This is a genomic window from Actinoplanes sp. L3-i22 (genome assembly GCF_019704555.1).
In the GTDB taxonomy this organism is placed as follows: Bacteria; Actinomycetota; Actinomycetes; order Mycobacteriales; family Micromonosporaceae; genus Actinoplanes.
In genome coordinates this window covers 1,792,272-1,806,433 of record NZ_AP024745.1, presented here as the reverse complement: position 1 = coordinate 1,806,433, position 14,162 = coordinate 1,792,272, and the positions used below count along the sequence as shown (strand labels likewise).

Genomic DNA, 14,162 nt, shown 5'->3' with positions numbered 1-14,162 from the left:
GCACAACGGCGTGCCGGACGCCCGGTTTCGGGGCTTTCATGAAGATCAAGATCAAGCCCTTTCTTGCCTCGGCTGCGGCCAATAACTGATCGTCGCTCCCGCGGGGACCCTTCCGGGCCCCGCAGGGCGCGGGGCGCCCAAAAACGCGAGGCCCTCCAGGGCGACGTCCGCGGGTGGTCGCGGTTTCAAAGGACCCCGCGAGCCGCCCCTGCGGTCCCGACCCAGCCGCGCCTCCCGGCCCAGCCGCCCCCGCGCCTCCCGGCCCAGCCGCCCCCGCGCCTCCCGGCCCAGCCGGCCCCGCGCCTCCCGACCCAGCCGGCACTCAGAGCTGTTCGGGAACGCAGGGACAACTCGCACTGCCGACCAAGACAGAACTCTCATGTGGACAAGGCGGCCGCGATCGCCATCGTGTGCTGATACTCCCGCCAGCCGGCGAGCAGCCCGTCCCGCGTGCGCAGCACGCCGATGAAGGGCGCCGACGCCTGCGCCCCGGTCACCTCGTGCGTGCCGACCAGCTCATATTCCACGACGATCACGTCCGGGTCGGTGGTCTCGTGGATGACGACGCCCCGGCACTCGTCGAACCGCACCGGGAAGCCGGCCCGCCCGGCCCGCGCTTGCTCGATCACCCGCTCCCGCCCCTCGGTGCGGGTGGGCCGCCCCGGCGCCGCGAACGGCGTCTCCACCACGACGTCACCGGCCAGCATCGCGCCGTCATAGGTCGGCTCCCCCGCCAGCCACCGCTCCCGCATCCGCGCAAAGATCTCCTGCGGCGTCACCGCACACCTCCGATAAGATGAGTCCCAACTCAGCTTCCCGCCCAACAATAATGAGTGGAGACTCAACTTGCCAGACCCCACCCCAAGATCTCCCGAGACCACCTCCCCGGCCCGCGGACTCACACCAGGCGCCACATCGGCTCACGGAGTCGCTCAGGACGCCGAGCCGACCCGCGCACGCCCCGAGGGCACCCCGCCGCCACCAGGCCGCCCCGAGGGCGGCACACCGCCGCGCGGACGCGGCGAGGGCGACACGCCACCGCGTGGGCGCGGCGAGGGCGACACGCCACCGCGTGGGCGAGGCGAGGGCGACACACCGCCGCGTGGGCGAGGCGAGGGCGACACACCGCCGCGTGGGCGCGGCGAGGGCGACACACCGCCGCGAGGGCGCGGCGAGAACACCCCGCCGACGCATGGGCTCTGGCCGCTGCTCGCCGAGGACGGGCCGCCACTGCGGGTGGACGCCCAGCGGAACCGGGCGAAGATTCTGGACGCGGCCGAGGCGGTCTTCGCCGAGTTCGGGGCGAGCGCGTCGACCGAGCAGGTGGCCCGCCGAGCCGGCGTCGCGATCGGCACCGTCTTCCGGCACTTCCCGACCAAGGACGCCCTGCTCTCCGCGATCATGAAGCGCCTCCTCGCCCGCCTGGTCACCGAGGCCGGCGAGCTGAGCGGCCCGGACGCCCTGTTCGCGTTCTTCACCCAGCTGGTCGCGCAGGCGGCCGGCAAACGCGCGGTCGTCGAGCTGCTCGCCCGGGCCGGCGTCGACCTCCAGCTCCCGGACGTGATCGGCCACCTGGAGCAGGCCGTCGGCACCCTGCTGGCCGAGGCGCAGTCCGCCGGAGCGGTCCGCCCGGAGATTCAGCTTCCCGAGGTGATGGCCCTGCTGATCAGCGTCACCCAGGGCGCCCTGCACGGCGGCTGGAACGCCCCGCTCCGCGAACGCATCCTCGCCGTGATCTTCACCGGCCTGAGCTGACCGCCCGCGACAGCCGGCCCGCGCGACTCCGGCCGGCGCTCACGGCTGCCCGCAGGCCCCGCAACGACCGTCAGCACCAGCCGCGCGGAGCGAGCCGCGCCGCGGCCGCAAGGCGAGCGAAGGCCGCGTGACGCGCGAAGATCGCAGGACGCGCGAAGGCCGCAGGGCGAGCGAAGGCCGCAGGGCGAGCAAAGGCCGCAGGGCGAGCAAAGGCCGCAGGGCGAGCAAAGGCCGCAGGGCGAGCAAAGGCCGCAGGGCGCGCAAAGGCCGCAGGGCGAGCAAAGGCCGCAGGGCGCGCGAAAGGTCGCAGGACGCACGGAGCGAGCCGCGCCGCGGCCGCAAGGCAAGCGGAGATCGCGGGACGTGCGGACGGGCGCGCTCTCACGACGTACGGGAAAAGGAATTGAGGCCGCCCAATCCGGCATGCAGGAAGTCGGTGAGGGTGTCGATGGCCTCATCGTCGGAGAGCTCGCGGCCCAGCTCAGGACGGTTGGCCGAGAGCCAGGTCGCAGCGAAGGCGCTGATCGTCGTGCCGAACAGGGACGCGCAGACGACCGGGTCGCCGGGCAGGGACAGCGCCGCCAGATGGTCGGCGATGTGGCCCAGGTCGGGCGCCATCAGATCACGGCTGCGCTGGGCGAACGTCTCGGACACCAGCGCCGCCTGCTGCAGCGCGAGCATGACCACCCGATGCCGCCGGTACGTCTGCCAGAACGCCGCGACGTGCCAGCGGACCGCGTCCCGATCGCGGAAGTCGGTGCCGTGGCCGGCCATCTCGGCGCTCGCGTCGCCCTCGGCCAGCAGGTCTTCCAGCAGCGCCGCGAGCAGCGCCTCTTTGCCGGCGAAGTGCTTGTAGAACGAGCCGGTGGCCCGCCCCGCCTCGGCGGTGATGTCCGTGATCTTGGTGTTCAGATAGCCGGCGCGCTCGAAGACCCGGACCGCGGCCGCCTTGAGCTCCGCCTCGGTCTGCGCCGCCTGTTCCTTGCGGAGCACCCCGTCACCACCATCCGAAATCCCGACGCCTTGACCGGAGCGTATCAGCGCCCTACGGTGAATCTATGTTCACTGAATCAAAGTTCACTCTAATCGCCGGAGCCGGCCCGACCGGCCTCATCGTGGCCCGCCAGCTGCAGCGATACGGCGTGCCGTTCCGCATCGTGGAGAAGTCGCCGCGCCCGTTCGAGGGCTCCCGCGGCAAGGGCCTCCAGCCGCGCACCCTGGAGGTGCTGGACGACCTGGGGCTGCTCGACCGGTTCCAGGAGTCCGGCGGTGACTACCCGGCGTTGCGGGTGCACCGGCCGGACGGGGCGACCGTCGAGTGGCGGATGGACGAGCTGCACGAGCCCACCCCCGCGGTGCCGTGGCCGAACCTGCTGATGGTCCCCCAGTGGCGAACCTCCGAGCTGCTCGCCGACGGGGTGCCGGTCGAGTTCGGGGTCGGCGTCGAGACGGTCGAGCAGCAGGACACCGGCGTGCGGGTCACGCTCGACACCGGCGAGATCGTCACCGCGCGTTACCTGGTCGGGGCGGACGGCGGGCGCAGCACGGTCCGGCGGGCGCTCGGGGTGGAGTTCCTCGGCTCGACCCACGAGGACGAGCGGCTGCTGATCGCCGACGTCCAGTTGACCGGTTTGGATCGCTCGCACTGGCACGTCTGGCCGGGCGACCCCGGGTTCCGGCTCGGCCTGTGCCCGCTGCCCGGCGACGGCGACTGGTGGCAGCTCACCGCGCCGCCCACGGACACCCCGGTCCCGGAGCTGGCCGCGTCGGTCGACCCGGCGATCACGATCACCGAGGTGCGGTGGACGTCGCGGTTCCGGGCGAACATCCGGATGGCGGCCCGCTTCCGGGTCGGCGACGTGTTCCTGGCTGGCGACGCCGCGCACGTGCACTCGCCGGCCGGCGGCCAGGGCCTCAACACCGGTATCCAGGACGGGTACAACCTGGGCTGGAAGCTCGCGACCGGCGACGACGCGCTGCTGGACACCTACCAGGCGGAGCGTCTGCCGGTCGCCGCGGACGTGCTCGGCATCAGCACCGACCTGCACCGCCGGCACGTCGGCAACCAGGCCGACGCGATGCGCCGCGACGACCCGGTGCTGCGTCAGCTCAGCCTGAACTACCGGGGCGGCCCGCTCGCCGCGGAACATCGCGCGACGCCGGGTGCGGTGCGGGCCGGCGACCGCGCCCCGGACGCGCCGCTCGGCGACGGCCGCCGGGTCTTCGACCTGCTGCGCGGCCCGCACCCGACACTGCTCGCCTTCGGCTCGTGGGAAAACCTCGGCTCGTGGGACCACCTGCCGGTCCATCACCTCCAGGCCGCGGCCGCGCAAAATGCTTTCGACGTACGGGACAAAGCCCTGCTCCTGATCCGCCCGGACAACTACGTGGGCTGTGCGACCGAGAACCCCCAGGACGTCCTCGACTACCTGAAACTGATCGCCCGGTAGCGACGGCGGCCGGCCAGCAGCGCCACGGTGAGCACCCCGGCGGCGCCGAGCAGGAGCGGCGGGCGGGCACCGAGCCCGGACAGCGCCGCCCCGAGCGGAATGGCCAGGTTGATCGGGCCGAACATGACCATCGTGCCGGTGGCGCCGACCCGCCCCAGCAGCTCTTCCGGGGTGCCCGTCTGGATCGCGGTGATCCCGGCGATCAGCGTCCACGGCAGACCCACCCCGGCCAGCACGCTCCCCGCGATCATCGCCGGCCACCAGGGCAGCGACCAGGCCACACAGGCCGCACCGAAGAGCCCCGCCCCGGCCGCGGCGACCCGGGCCGCCGGCCGGCCGGTGAGCAGGCGACCGGCCAGCAGCCCACCGGCGATCGAGCCGGCGCCCTGGGCGCTGGACAGGATGCCCAGGTCGGTGGCGGCCCGGTGCAGCCCGCCGACCAGGTGCAGCAGCACCGCGGCGTTGGTCATCCCGGAGACCGCGATCGCCACCGCCGCGACCAGGACCGGGGTCCGGAGCGGCTCCCGCCACAGCGCGACCAGCCCGGGCCGGACGCTGCTCCAGCCCAGGGTCACCGGCTCCGCGACGCGCTGTACGCCCTGGTCCACCCCCTCCCGACCCGCCCGCCCCGGGAGCGGGCGGACCAGGGCGTACAGCGCGGCGGTCAGGAGCGGGAGAAGCGCGCAGAGCAGGACCACCGCATGCGGCCCGCGCCAGGCGTAGAGGGCCGCGCCGGCCAGCGGCGCGAGCAGTTTGGCGCCCTCCTGCGCGCTGGAGCGCCAGCCGTTCACCGAGCCGAGCAGCTCCGGCGGGAGGGCGGCCGGCAGCAGGGCGGTCTCACCGGCGTCGAGCAGGACGTAGCTGAGGCCGCGCACCAGCAGCACGGGGTAGATCCAGATCGCCGACGGGGCGGCGAGCAGGGCCAGGATGGCGGCGCTGATCACCAGGTCGACGGTGATCAGCAGGGGCCGGCGCGGGAGGCGGTCGACCAGGGCGCCGAGCCAGGGCGCGGCCAGGACCGGGGCGTACGTGCCGAGGCCGGCCAGGGCGGCCAGGCCCGCGGAGCCGGTGAGGTCGAGGATCCAGAGGCCGGCGGCGAGGCTCATCGCGAAACTGCCGAAACCGGAGCAGAGCGAGATCAGCACGAACAGCACGGCGTTCCGGCGCATGCGTCACCCCAGGATTGAGTTGGCTGGACTCATATCCTGCTGCGTTGACTGAGACGCTGTCAATCCGGGCTTGCGGCCTCGAGACTCGCGCGGAGGCGGTCGACGGCGGCTCGCAGGGGGGCCGGGAAGTGGCTCGGGCCGAGGTCCGCGAGCGCCTCGGTGACCAGGTCGAAGAGGGCGCCGGGCGGGGCGTCCACGGCGGCGGCGAGCGTCTCGCGGACCAGGGCGGCGCGCGGGAGACGGCCGTCCCAGCGGCGGTCGGCGCCGATCCGGTGGTGCAGGTCGATGACGGCCTCGCGCAGGTGGGCGGGGCCGGCGCCGTACCCCTCGTCAATTGCCTCGCGTCGGGGCCGGGAGTCGCGGCCGGCGGCCTGAGCCAGGCGATGCCGGCGTTGTTCGGCCGCCTGGCGGCTGGCCAGGCCCAGCGCGGCGGCGATGGCCGGCCAGGTGGCGCCGTCGCGCCGGGCCCGGTCGATCAGCGCCAGTTCCTCGGCGTCGAGGCGGGCACGCCGCTCCCGGATCTCCCGCAGCTCGCTCAGGTCGGCCATCCGGCCACTCTACCAATTGTCAACAGAACATTGACAACGGCTGGAGCGTGACGACCGGGCGATGTGCCATTCGGCTCAGGCTGGTAACCGGCGCAGGTGATGTCAATCGGATCACCGACAGCGCCGCCGTTCCCGCGCGGTATGGTGGCGATGAGTCTGCCTTTTCGGGTGAGGTACGTCTGGCGGGACGACCGGACGATCGTTCCAGAGGCAGTGCCGGAGGTTCCCGCTATGACGACAGCTCGCCGTCGACGCCGCCCAGGGGCCGGCCGTGATCGGTGTGGATGACCCCGGTCGACGGTCCGAGATGGAGCATCTGATCGCCGCCCGCGGCTCCGACATCGACGCCCTCTGCCGGGCCGGTCTGCCCGGCCTGACCGGCGTCCGCGGTCTCGGTGTGACCGTGATGACCCCGGAGACCCAGCTGGTCTGGTACGCCAGCGACGCGATCAGCGCCCGGGTGGAACAGCTGCAGTTCCTCCTCGGCGAGGGGCCGTGCCGGGACGCGTACACCGGGGCCGTCCCGATCCTCGCCGGGGACCTGCTCGAGGCCGGATGGCAGAGCCGGTGGCCGGCGTTCGCCCCGGCCGCGGTGTCGGCCGGCGCCCGTGCGGTGTTCGCGGTGCCGCTGCGCGTCGGCGCGACCGGGGTGGGCGCGCTGGATCTGTACCGTGAGACCGCCGGCGACCTGACCGACGCGACCCTCGCCGACGCGCTGATCTTCGCGGACGCGCTGACCGAGCTCCTGCTGGCCCAGACCGCGGAGCATCCGGACGGTGAGACGTCCGTGCGCGGCGACACGCCCGGTGGCAATCTCCTCCGACGGGCCGAGGTGCATCAGGCCACCGGCATGATCAGCGTGCAACTCGGGCTCCCGGTCGAGGACGCGCTGGCCCGCCTGCGGGCCCACGCGTTCGCCACCGGACGTGATCTCGAGGACCTGGCCGGCGACGTGGTCACGCGCCGGATTCGCTTCAACGACCTGGACGACGGTGAGGACAGGTGAGGAACCGGTGAGCGCAGCCCACGAACCGGCGATGGTGGACACCCTGGTGGAGTTGTCCGACACGCTGGTGACCGACAGCGACACGGAGAGGATGCTGCACCGGATCACCGATCGGTGCGTGCACGTACTGAACGCCCAGGCGGCCGGGGTGCTCGTCGCCGACGACCGGGGCACGCTGCGCCTGCTGGCCGCCTCACCCGAGTACACCCCCCGGGTCATGCTGTTCGAGGCCCCCGCCGCGCCGAGCACCTGGTGCTACGTCACCGGGCAGCCGATGTCGGACCCGGACCTGGGCCGCGCCGACAACCGCTGGCCGGCGTTCGCCCGGCTCGCCGCCGAGCTGGGCTTCCGCTCGATGACGGCGCTGCCGATGCGGGTGCGCGGCGACGTCGTCGGGGTGCTGAGCCTGCTCCGCCAGCAGGCCGGGCCGTTCAGCGACGACGAGCTCCGGCTGGCCCAGGCGCTGGCCAACCTGGCCACCGCCGGGCTGCTGCTCCGGCACGACACGGAGTACCACGCCGTCCTCGCCGCCCAGGCCCAGCGGCTGCTCACCGCCCGGGTCGCGGTCGAGCGGGCCCGGGGGATCCTGGCCGAGCTGCTCGGCCTCGACGTCGACACCGCCCTCGCCGAGCTGCACCGGCACGCCGAGCGGACCGGGCAGAGCCTGAGCGAGACCGCCCGGGAGGTGATCGCCGGCGTGCCGATCGCCGGGCGGCCCAACGGCGCCGGGCCGGTGCTGCTGGCCCACCGCGTCAGCGTGGGGACCCTGGGCAGCCTGCGGGCGCTGGTCCGGCAGCGAATAGCCGCCGCCGGGCTGTCCGGCTCGGCCGCCGACAGCTTCCTGCTCGCCATCCACGAGGCCGCCACCAACGCCGGGGAACACGCCGGCGGCGGGCGGCTCTGGCTGTGGCAGCACGAGGGCGAGCTGTGGTGCGAGATCAGTGACGACGGGCCGGGCCTGCCGGAGGGCTTCGCGATCCGGGTGGACACGCCGTGGCCGGCGAGCACCGACCACGCGGGCCTCTGGCTGATCCGCCGGATCAACCCCGGCATGCGGATCGTCAGCACCCCGCAGGGCATCCGGGTGCTGCTGCGTCAGCCGCTGCCCGGTCACTCCACCGGGTCGGCGCCGGAGGCGTAACCGAGATAGGACGCCGTCCCGGTCAGCTCCAGCAGGGTGCGCATCGACACGGAGGCGGCCACCACGCGGACCTGACCGCCCGCCGCCACCGTCCGGTCCCGCAGCTCGCCGAGGATCCGCAGGCCCCACAGGTCACAGAAGGTCAAGCCGGACAGGTCCAGCTCCAGCCTCGCCGCCGGCCCGTCCGGCGGCGCCGTCAGCCGGGCGACCACCTCGGCGTCGACCGGCATCGCCAGGTCGCCGCTCACCACGATCCGGGTGACGCCGTCGGCGCCCCGGGCCGTGCTCACCCGCAGTTCGTCGCCGGACTCCGGCACCGTCTCCCCGATCACTCGCCTCGCCACCGTGAACAACGACTCGCCCGGGGCCGCGGCTCGGGCGAGCAGGATCCGGCCGGCCTGGGCGGCGTCACATCCATCGTGGGCCATCACCGCACCGACGGCCCGCTGGATCGTGGCGCGGGTCCGCAACGCCAGCCCGAGCCCGGTCAGGAACCGCTCCGAGCCGGCGTCGAACTCCTGGGTCGGGACGAACCGCTCCTCGGCGTAGACGTCCCGCACGGCCGCGGTCAGCGCGGTCAGCGCCGAGGGCCGGCGGGCATAGAGGTTGAGCACCCCGGCCGCCGTGCCACCGGCGGTGAACAGCGGCACCGAGAGCGACATGCTCAGCCCGAGCCGGGTGGCCTGCCGGTGGAAGCCCGGCCACGACATCGTCGCCGCGATGTCCGGCACGCCGACCGGCACCGCCGTGCGGGCCGCCTCGACGCACGGGCCGGCGCGTTCGGCGTGCTGGGCGTCGTCCACCGCCCGGCTCAGCGCGCTGCTGGCCGCGACCGTCGTGTAGCCGGCGCCCCGCCACGCGGTGATCGACGCGTAGTCCACCCCGGCGATCGTGTCGGCGGCCGCTACCGTGATCCGGACCAGCAGGTCATCGACCGCCGCCGCCTCGTCGGGCGTCTCCGCCAGCGTGGCGAGGTCGTCGGTCAAGGGACTCCACGCCTCATCCCGGGTCACCTCTCCAAAATACGAGCTGCGGCCGGGCCGATGCCAAGGTCAGTCGAACTGGTCGTCGATCAGCGCGTAGGGCGGCCGGTCGGCGCGGCGGGAGAAGCGGACGATCACGTCGGCGGCCGCGGTCGGCGGCGGCGTGTTGTCGGCGACCACGATCTGCGCCCCGGCGCCCGGGCCGGCCAGCCAGTCCTCGAGGTGGCGGTAGACCCGGTCGATGCCGGGACCGTCGCCGGCCTCCGGCCCGGAGGTCTGGCCGAGATTCTTCTGCGGGCTGTCGACCAGCAGGAATCCGGGGTGCGAGGACCGGGTCTCCCAGGCGATCTCGAAGATCGCGAGCTGCCAGGCGAGGGCGATCAGCGTACGGCCGCCGGGCGACGCCGAGGCATAGGGCTTTCCCCGTACGAACGGGGTCAGGTCCTCCGCCACGAACGCCTCCCCGGCCCGCGGGAAATGCCACTCGCGCAGAATGTCGCGGAACCGCCGGCTGACCCGCGCCACCACCGCGGCCCGCTCGCCGTGCCCGCCCCCCAGCGGCGTCTCCGTCCGCAGCGTGGTGAGCTGCGCGGACAGGTCGGCGACCGCCGCCGCCCGGCGCTCCAGGCTCTGCACCAGCCGCAGCGCGGCCACCGCCTGCTGCAGCGCGCAGCTCGCCTCCTCCCGGCGGCGGGTCACCGCGTCCCGCTGCGCCAGGTACGGCGTGACCGCCCCGGCCGTCACCGCGTCCAGTTCCGCCGCCGCCCGCGCCTCGGCCTCGGTCGTCCGGACCGCTGCCGCCCGCAGCCCGGGGATCTCCCGCTCCAGCGTGTCCAGGTACTCGGTGAGCTCGGCCAGCCGGGCCCGCGCCGACCGCAGCTCGGCCTGCACGTCCGGCGGTCCGGCCGGCGCCGGGTCGAGCGGCGTGTCGCAGGTGGCGCAGCGCGCGTCGCCGGCCGCGACCTGGTTGAGGCAGGACGGGCAGAGGTCGAGCCGCATCGGCGGGAACAGACTGCCGGCCTCGGCGAGCATGACGAGCTTGCTGACCTCGTCGGCGTAGGTGACCCGGAGCCCGGCCATCCGCTGCGCCTGGGTCTCCCGGTCACGCAGCGCCCCGGCGGCCGCACGGGCCGAGCCGGCCGCCGCGCGGTGCCGCTCGCGCAGGTCCTCGGCGAACCCGGTGTCGGCCCGGACGCGGGCGTCCAGCTCGGCCAGGGCGGCGGTGCAGCCGGCCATCTCGGCCTTCGCGTCGCGGGCCTGCTCTTCCAGCTCGGCGCGGGTGCCCGGGGCCAGCTCGGCGATCACCGAACCGGCCGTCCGGTGCGCGGCGGACGCCGCGTCGATCTCCGCCTCCAGCGTCCGGATCCGCCGGCCGACCTCGATCGCCTGGTCGTCGTGCACGTCGAAGACCACGTCGAACACCTGGCGGAGCTTGAAGTTCTTCATCGGCACGTTCTCGAAGAGCAGGTTGCGGTCGTCGAGCCGGTCGTTGGGCAGGAAGCACAGCCACATCAGGTCGCGGAAGCTGAGCGGGTCGGTGTCGCCGGCCCGCAGCCGCACGCCCTCCAGCTTGCAGTGCGCGAGCAGGAAGCTGGACAGGCTGTTCGGCGCGCCGGCCGGGCGCAGCGGGCGGCGCTCCGGGACGGCCGCCGGACCGATGTGGTCGAGGCGGCCGGGCAGGACGTAGGCGAACGTTGACGGCTCGCCGACGATCCGCTGGATCAGGTACGGCGTCCCGGAGAGCTCGGCCTCGAGGGTCGCCGCCCGGATCTTCGGCGTGATCTCCGGATGCCGGGGATGGTCGGACGCTCCGAGGCAGTAGTCGACGAACTCGAGGATCGTCGTCTTCCCGGTGCCGAACGCGCCCGCGATGATCGAAAGCGGCCTGGTCAGGTCGCTCCCGGTGCGGAAGTCGACGTCGTAGGTGCGGCCGCCGGCGTGCAGCCGCAGCCGTCGGATGCGTATCCCGTTTCTCATCGCGTGGCCTCCACCAGGCATAAACGCGCGACCCACCGCAGCCTACGTCCGCTGAGGGGGCGCAGTCGTCGCACGACGGCCCGGGCAGCCGTCCGGTACGAAACGGCATATGCCGCATTCACCTGCCGCCGGGCGGCCCGGCCCGCGCCGGTCAGCCGGAACCTGATCCGCCCGTCGGCCCGCTGCTCGGCCAGCCCCGAGCGGACCAGCAGCAGCAGGTCGCCGGGAAGTCGTTGCTGGGCGGTGACGAACCGCTGGGCGGGGCTGGCGTAGGCCAGGGCCCGATCGTCGAATCCGGACAGTCGCAGGTTCAGCCGTTCGGGGTCGCCCGCCCGGAACAGCAGCAGCGGGTGGGCGGCGAAGAAGTCGTACAGGCCGATCCGTTCCGCGTCGGTGCCCTCCGGGTCGAGCGGCTCCAGCAGGTGCAGCAGCACCAGCAGCCGCGCGCAGCGGAACGCCGCCACGTCGTCGGGCGTCATGCCGACGCGATCTCTCGCCAGTGCCGGACCCAGCCGGCCCGTCGGCCCTGCACGACGTGGTGCATCAGGCCGCAGCGGTGCACCCGGCCGGCGTTCAGGCCGGCCGGGAACGCGCCGGACTCGCGGATCTCCCGCATCACCGCGGCGTGCAGGCCGGGCAGCACCGGATCGGCGGGGTGGGCCTGGCTCGCGGCGTTGAACCGGGCCTCCCAGATGCCGTACGCGACGCTGTCCGCCTCGCCCAGCGCGTCGAGCTCGGCCGGCACGCCCTTGTCCCGGATCTCCCGGGTGAGCAGGTCGGCGTTGAAGTACTCGTGCTTGGCCGCCTCCACCTCGACGTGCCCGGCCGCGCGCAGCTGGCGGACGAACAGCGCGCGCTCGAAGTCCGCGGCGGCGGCCCGGTCCAGCTCCCGCAGCGGCCGCCGCGGCGCTGGTGGCTCCGCCGGGAAGTACGGGTCGTAGTAGTGCCGCCGCACGTGCCGCGCGTCCGGCCGCACCAGCATCTCCCGCAGCACCGTCTCGTGCCACAGCTCGATCACCACCCCGGTCTCCCGCTGCCGGCGCGCCCGCCAGCGGTCCCACCAGCGCGCGGTCTCCGGGTCCAGGCTGGACGGCACGCACAGCACCCAGCGGCTCACCTGGTAGCCGTTGCGCGCCGCCGCGGCCAGCGCGGAGTCGAAGGACTCCCGGATCTGCGCCCGCGCCGACCCGGCCACCATCGGCCAGAAGTACTTGGCCTGCCAGATCATGACCAGGCCGGAGAGCTCGCCGAGCAGGACGTCGATGCCCCAGTCGCCGGGGTTGGCGGCGATCGCCCGGGCCGCCGGGTGGATCGCCGTGATCAGGACGGCGAGCATCTGCTCGAAGTCGTCACGCGCGCCGGCGATGTTGCCGGCACGGAACTGGTGGGCCGCGAAGTTGATCGGTGGCTCGCCCGCGACGAGCCGTGAGCTGGCAGCCGTCGCCGACATCACCCCTCCAAGGGCTCTCGGAGCTGCATGATCACTATCGCTCAGTCGAGTGACGGGATGCAATCATGCGACTACCGAAAGTCGACTGTTCGGCAGGGCTTCACCTGCCGTTGGTCGCACCCTCGACCACCGGGCGTCCACTGCCGACAGTCCGAGCCATCAGCAGCCCTCAGCCGCCCTTCGCGGTGATCAGCAGCTCGATGCCGTCGAGCAGCCGGGCCAGGCCGATCTCGAAGGAGTTGTCCGGCCGGTCGCCGCGGAACGCGCCGGCCGCGACCGCCTCGGCCAGCGCCGGGAAGCGCTCCGCGGTGACGAACCGGGCCAGCAGCTCGCCGTAGTCCGCGGTCACGTCCGGGACGCCACTGAGCAGCACCGCGTTGATGTGCGCCTCGCCGCGGGCCAGGTAGAGCGCGGCGAGCATCAGGTCACCGCGCTCCGGATGGCTGAGCGGGGTGTCCCGGAACGCGGCCAGCCCGCGGTCGAACCAGGCGATCTGCCCCGGCTCCAGCGGCGGCCGCCCGGCCGTGGCCTGCAGCATCCACGGGTGCGCGTAGAGCACGCCGCGCAGCGCCCGCGCCCAGGTCGCCAGGCCGTCGCGCCAGCCGGCCGGCAGCTCCGGGGGCTCGCCGGGCGCCGCGTTCTGCATGAAGACCAGCAGCTCGTCCTTGTTGGCCACGTGCCGGTAGAGCGACATCGGGGCGCAGCCGAGCCGTTCCGCGAGGCGGGCCATGGAGAGCGCGGCGAGGCCGTCGCGGTCCGCGATCTCGATCGCGGCGGCGACGATGCGGTCCAGGCTCAGCGTCGGCTGCGGGCCGCGGGCGGGTCGCTCCGCGACACCCCAGAGGACCTTCAACGTACGGGGTAACTCGCTCGCCATTGGCACATCGTAGGGGCTTGGCCAATTACTGCGTACGTCATACGCTTAACTGCGTAGGCCATACGCAGATGGGAGAACCGGCAATGACCCGATGGTGGCGCCGCCCGTGGATCGTCCCGTTCGCGGCGATCGTGGTGATCTTCGTGGCGTTCTCGATCCCGCCGTACCTCAGCTTCGACCCGGCGCGGTCCCGCGTGCCGCAGCCGGCGTCGCTCGGCGTCGCGCACTTCTGGCTGCTCGTGCCGCACGTGCTGTTCGGCAGCGTGGCGCTGGTCACCGCGGTGCTCCAGATCTGGCCGTGGTTCCGGCGGCGGCACCCGGTCGCGCACCGGCGGATCGGCCGGGCCTACGTGTTCGGCGGCGTGCTGCCGGCCGGGCTGTGCGCGCTGACGATCGGGGCGTTCACGCCGTACGGTCCGGCGACCCGGGCCAGCGACGTGCTCCTCGCCGTGCTGTGGCTGACCGTGACGATCACCGGCTGGCGGGCCGCGCGGGCCCGGCGCTTCGGCGAGCACCGGCGCTGGATGATCCGCAGCTTCGCGCTGACCGCCTCGATCATCACCAACCGCGTCTGGGCCGCGGTCTTCGTGATCACCCTGTCCCCGCAGCTGGACACCACGTTCCACGGCGACGTGGGGCTGCTGAGCTGGGTGGCCTCCGCGGCGGCGGCCTGGCTGGGCTGGACCGTCCCGCTGCTGATCGCCGAATGGTGGCTGGAGCGGGACCGCTCCCGCGGCCGCCGCCCCAGCACCCGGCGCCCAGCCCCCGAGCCGGCGGCCCACCTGACGGAAATAGCCGGATAAGGG

14 protein-coding genes are annotated in these 14,162 nt (G+C 73.8%); 5 read left to right on the top strand and 9 right to left on the bottom strand.

Annotated features, from left to right (window positions below; genetic code table 11):
- Positions 1 to 377: 377 nt before the first annotated feature.
- Complete coding sequence (locus L3i22_RS08360; RefSeq protein ID WP_221326406.1) at positions 378 to 779, bottom strand: nuclear transport factor 2 family protein; 402 nt, start codon at positions 777 to 779, stop codon at positions 378 to 380.
- A gap of 457 nt (positions 780 to 1,236) precedes the next feature.
- On the opposite strand from L3i22_RS08360, the gene L3i22_RS08355 reads away from it, so the two are divergent.
- On the top strand, positions 1,237 to 1,755 hold the full coding sequence (locus L3i22_RS08355) for a TetR/AcrR family transcriptional regulator (protein ID WP_255658045.1): 519 nt from the start codon (positions 1,237 to 1,239) through the stop codon (positions 1,753 to 1,755).
- A 381-nt stretch (positions 1,756 to 2,136) separates the two neighbouring features.
- Here L3i22_RS08355 and L3i22_RS08350 read toward each other — a convergent pair whose 3' ends face one another.
- Positions 2,137 to 2,748, bottom strand: a complete 612-nt coding sequence (locus L3i22_RS08350; protein ID WP_221326405.1) for a TetR/AcrR family transcriptional regulator — start codon at positions 2,746 to 2,748, stop codon at positions 2,137 to 2,139.
- 65 nt (positions 2,749 to 2,813) lie between these two features.
- Between L3i22_RS08350 and L3i22_RS08345 the strand changes: the two genes are divergently transcribed.
- A complete protein-coding gene (locus tag L3i22_RS08345) occupies positions 2,814 to 4,205 on the top strand; it encodes an FAD-dependent monooxygenase (RefSeq protein ID WP_221326404.1) in 1,392 nt (463 codons plus the stop codon).
- Here the strand turns inward: L3i22_RS08345 and L3i22_RS08340 are convergent.
- Both L3i22_RS08340 and L3i22_RS08335 read right to left on the bottom strand, forming a co-directional pair.
- Positions 4,181 to 5,374, bottom strand: coding sequence for an MFS transporter (locus tag L3i22_RS08340; protein ID WP_221326403.1), 1,194 nt, complete (start codon positions 5,372 to 5,374; stop codon positions 4,181 to 4,183). The genes L3i22_RS08345 and L3i22_RS08340 overlap by 25 nt on opposite strands.
- Positions 5,375 to 5,433: 59 nt before the next feature.
- On the bottom strand, positions 5,434 to 5,922 hold the full coding sequence (locus L3i22_RS08335; RefSeq protein ID WP_221326402.1) for a hypothetical protein: 489 nt from the start codon (positions 5,920 to 5,922) through the stop codon (positions 5,434 to 5,436).
- 307 nt (positions 5,923 to 6,229) lie between these two features.
- Between L3i22_RS08335 and L3i22_RS08330 the strand changes: the two genes are divergently transcribed.
- Both L3i22_RS08330 and L3i22_RS08325 read left to right on the top strand, forming a co-directional pair.
- Entirely contained in the window at positions 6,230 to 6,928 is a 699-nt protein-coding gene (locus L3i22_RS08330) for an ANTAR domain-containing protein (RefSeq protein WP_221326401.1), read from the top strand.
- Positions 6,929 to 6,935: 7 nt separating this feature from the next.
- Positions 6,936 to 8,069 carry a GAF domain-containing protein gene (locus L3i22_RS08325; protein WP_221326400.1) on the top strand — a complete coding sequence of 378 codons (1,134 nt, stop codon included), beginning with the start codon at positions 6,936 to 6,938 and terminating at the stop codon, positions 8,067 to 8,069.
- Here L3i22_RS08325 and L3i22_RS08320 read toward each other — a convergent pair.
- The 5 genes from L3i22_RS08320 to L3i22_RS08300 all read right to left on the bottom strand — a co-directional run bounded on the left by L3i22_RS08320 (position 8,039) and on the right by L3i22_RS08300 (position 13,356).
- Entirely contained in the window at positions 8,039 to 9,082 is a 1,044-nt protein-coding gene (locus L3i22_RS08320) for a GAF domain-containing protein (protein WP_221326399.1), read from the bottom strand. The two genes, L3i22_RS08325 and L3i22_RS08320, sit on opposite strands and share 31 nt — an antisense overlap.
- A gap of 39 nt (positions 9,083 to 9,121) precedes the next feature.
- Complete coding sequence (locus tag L3i22_RS08315; RefSeq protein ID WP_255658042.1) at positions 9,122 to 11,029, bottom strand: DNA recombination protein RecN; 1,908 nt, start codon at positions 11,027 to 11,029, stop codon at positions 9,122 to 9,124.
- The gene (locus L3i22_RS08310; protein WP_221326398.1) at positions 11,026 to 11,508 is read right to left on the bottom strand and encodes a hypothetical protein; all 483 of its coding nucleotides are present in this window, start codon (positions 11,506 to 11,508) and stop codon (positions 11,026 to 11,028) included. Before L3i22_RS08310 ends, L3i22_RS08315 begins: the two co-directional genes overlap by 4 nt.
- Positions 11,505 to 12,479 (bottom strand): hypothetical protein, encoded by a 975-nt coding sequence (locus L3i22_RS08305; protein WP_221326397.1) that lies wholly within the window; start codon positions 12,477 to 12,479, stop codon positions 11,505 to 11,507. The genes L3i22_RS08310 and L3i22_RS08305 overlap by 4 nt, the downstream gene beginning before the upstream one ends.
- A gap of 169 nt (positions 12,480 to 12,648) precedes the next feature.
- Entirely contained in the window at positions 12,649 to 13,356 is a 708-nt protein-coding gene (locus tag L3i22_RS08300; protein ID WP_221326396.1) for a TetR/AcrR family transcriptional regulator, read from the bottom strand.
- 83 nt (positions 13,357 to 13,439) lie between these two features.
- On the opposite strand from L3i22_RS08300, the gene L3i22_RS08295 reads away from it, so the two are divergent.
- Positions 13,440 to 14,159: a DUF2306 domain-containing protein gene (locus tag L3i22_RS08295; RefSeq protein ID WP_221326395.1), complete on the top strand. Its 720-nt coding sequence runs from the start codon at positions 13,440 to 13,442 to the stop codon at positions 14,157 to 14,159.
- The last annotated feature ends 3 nt before the right edge of the window (positions 14,160 to 14,162 follow it).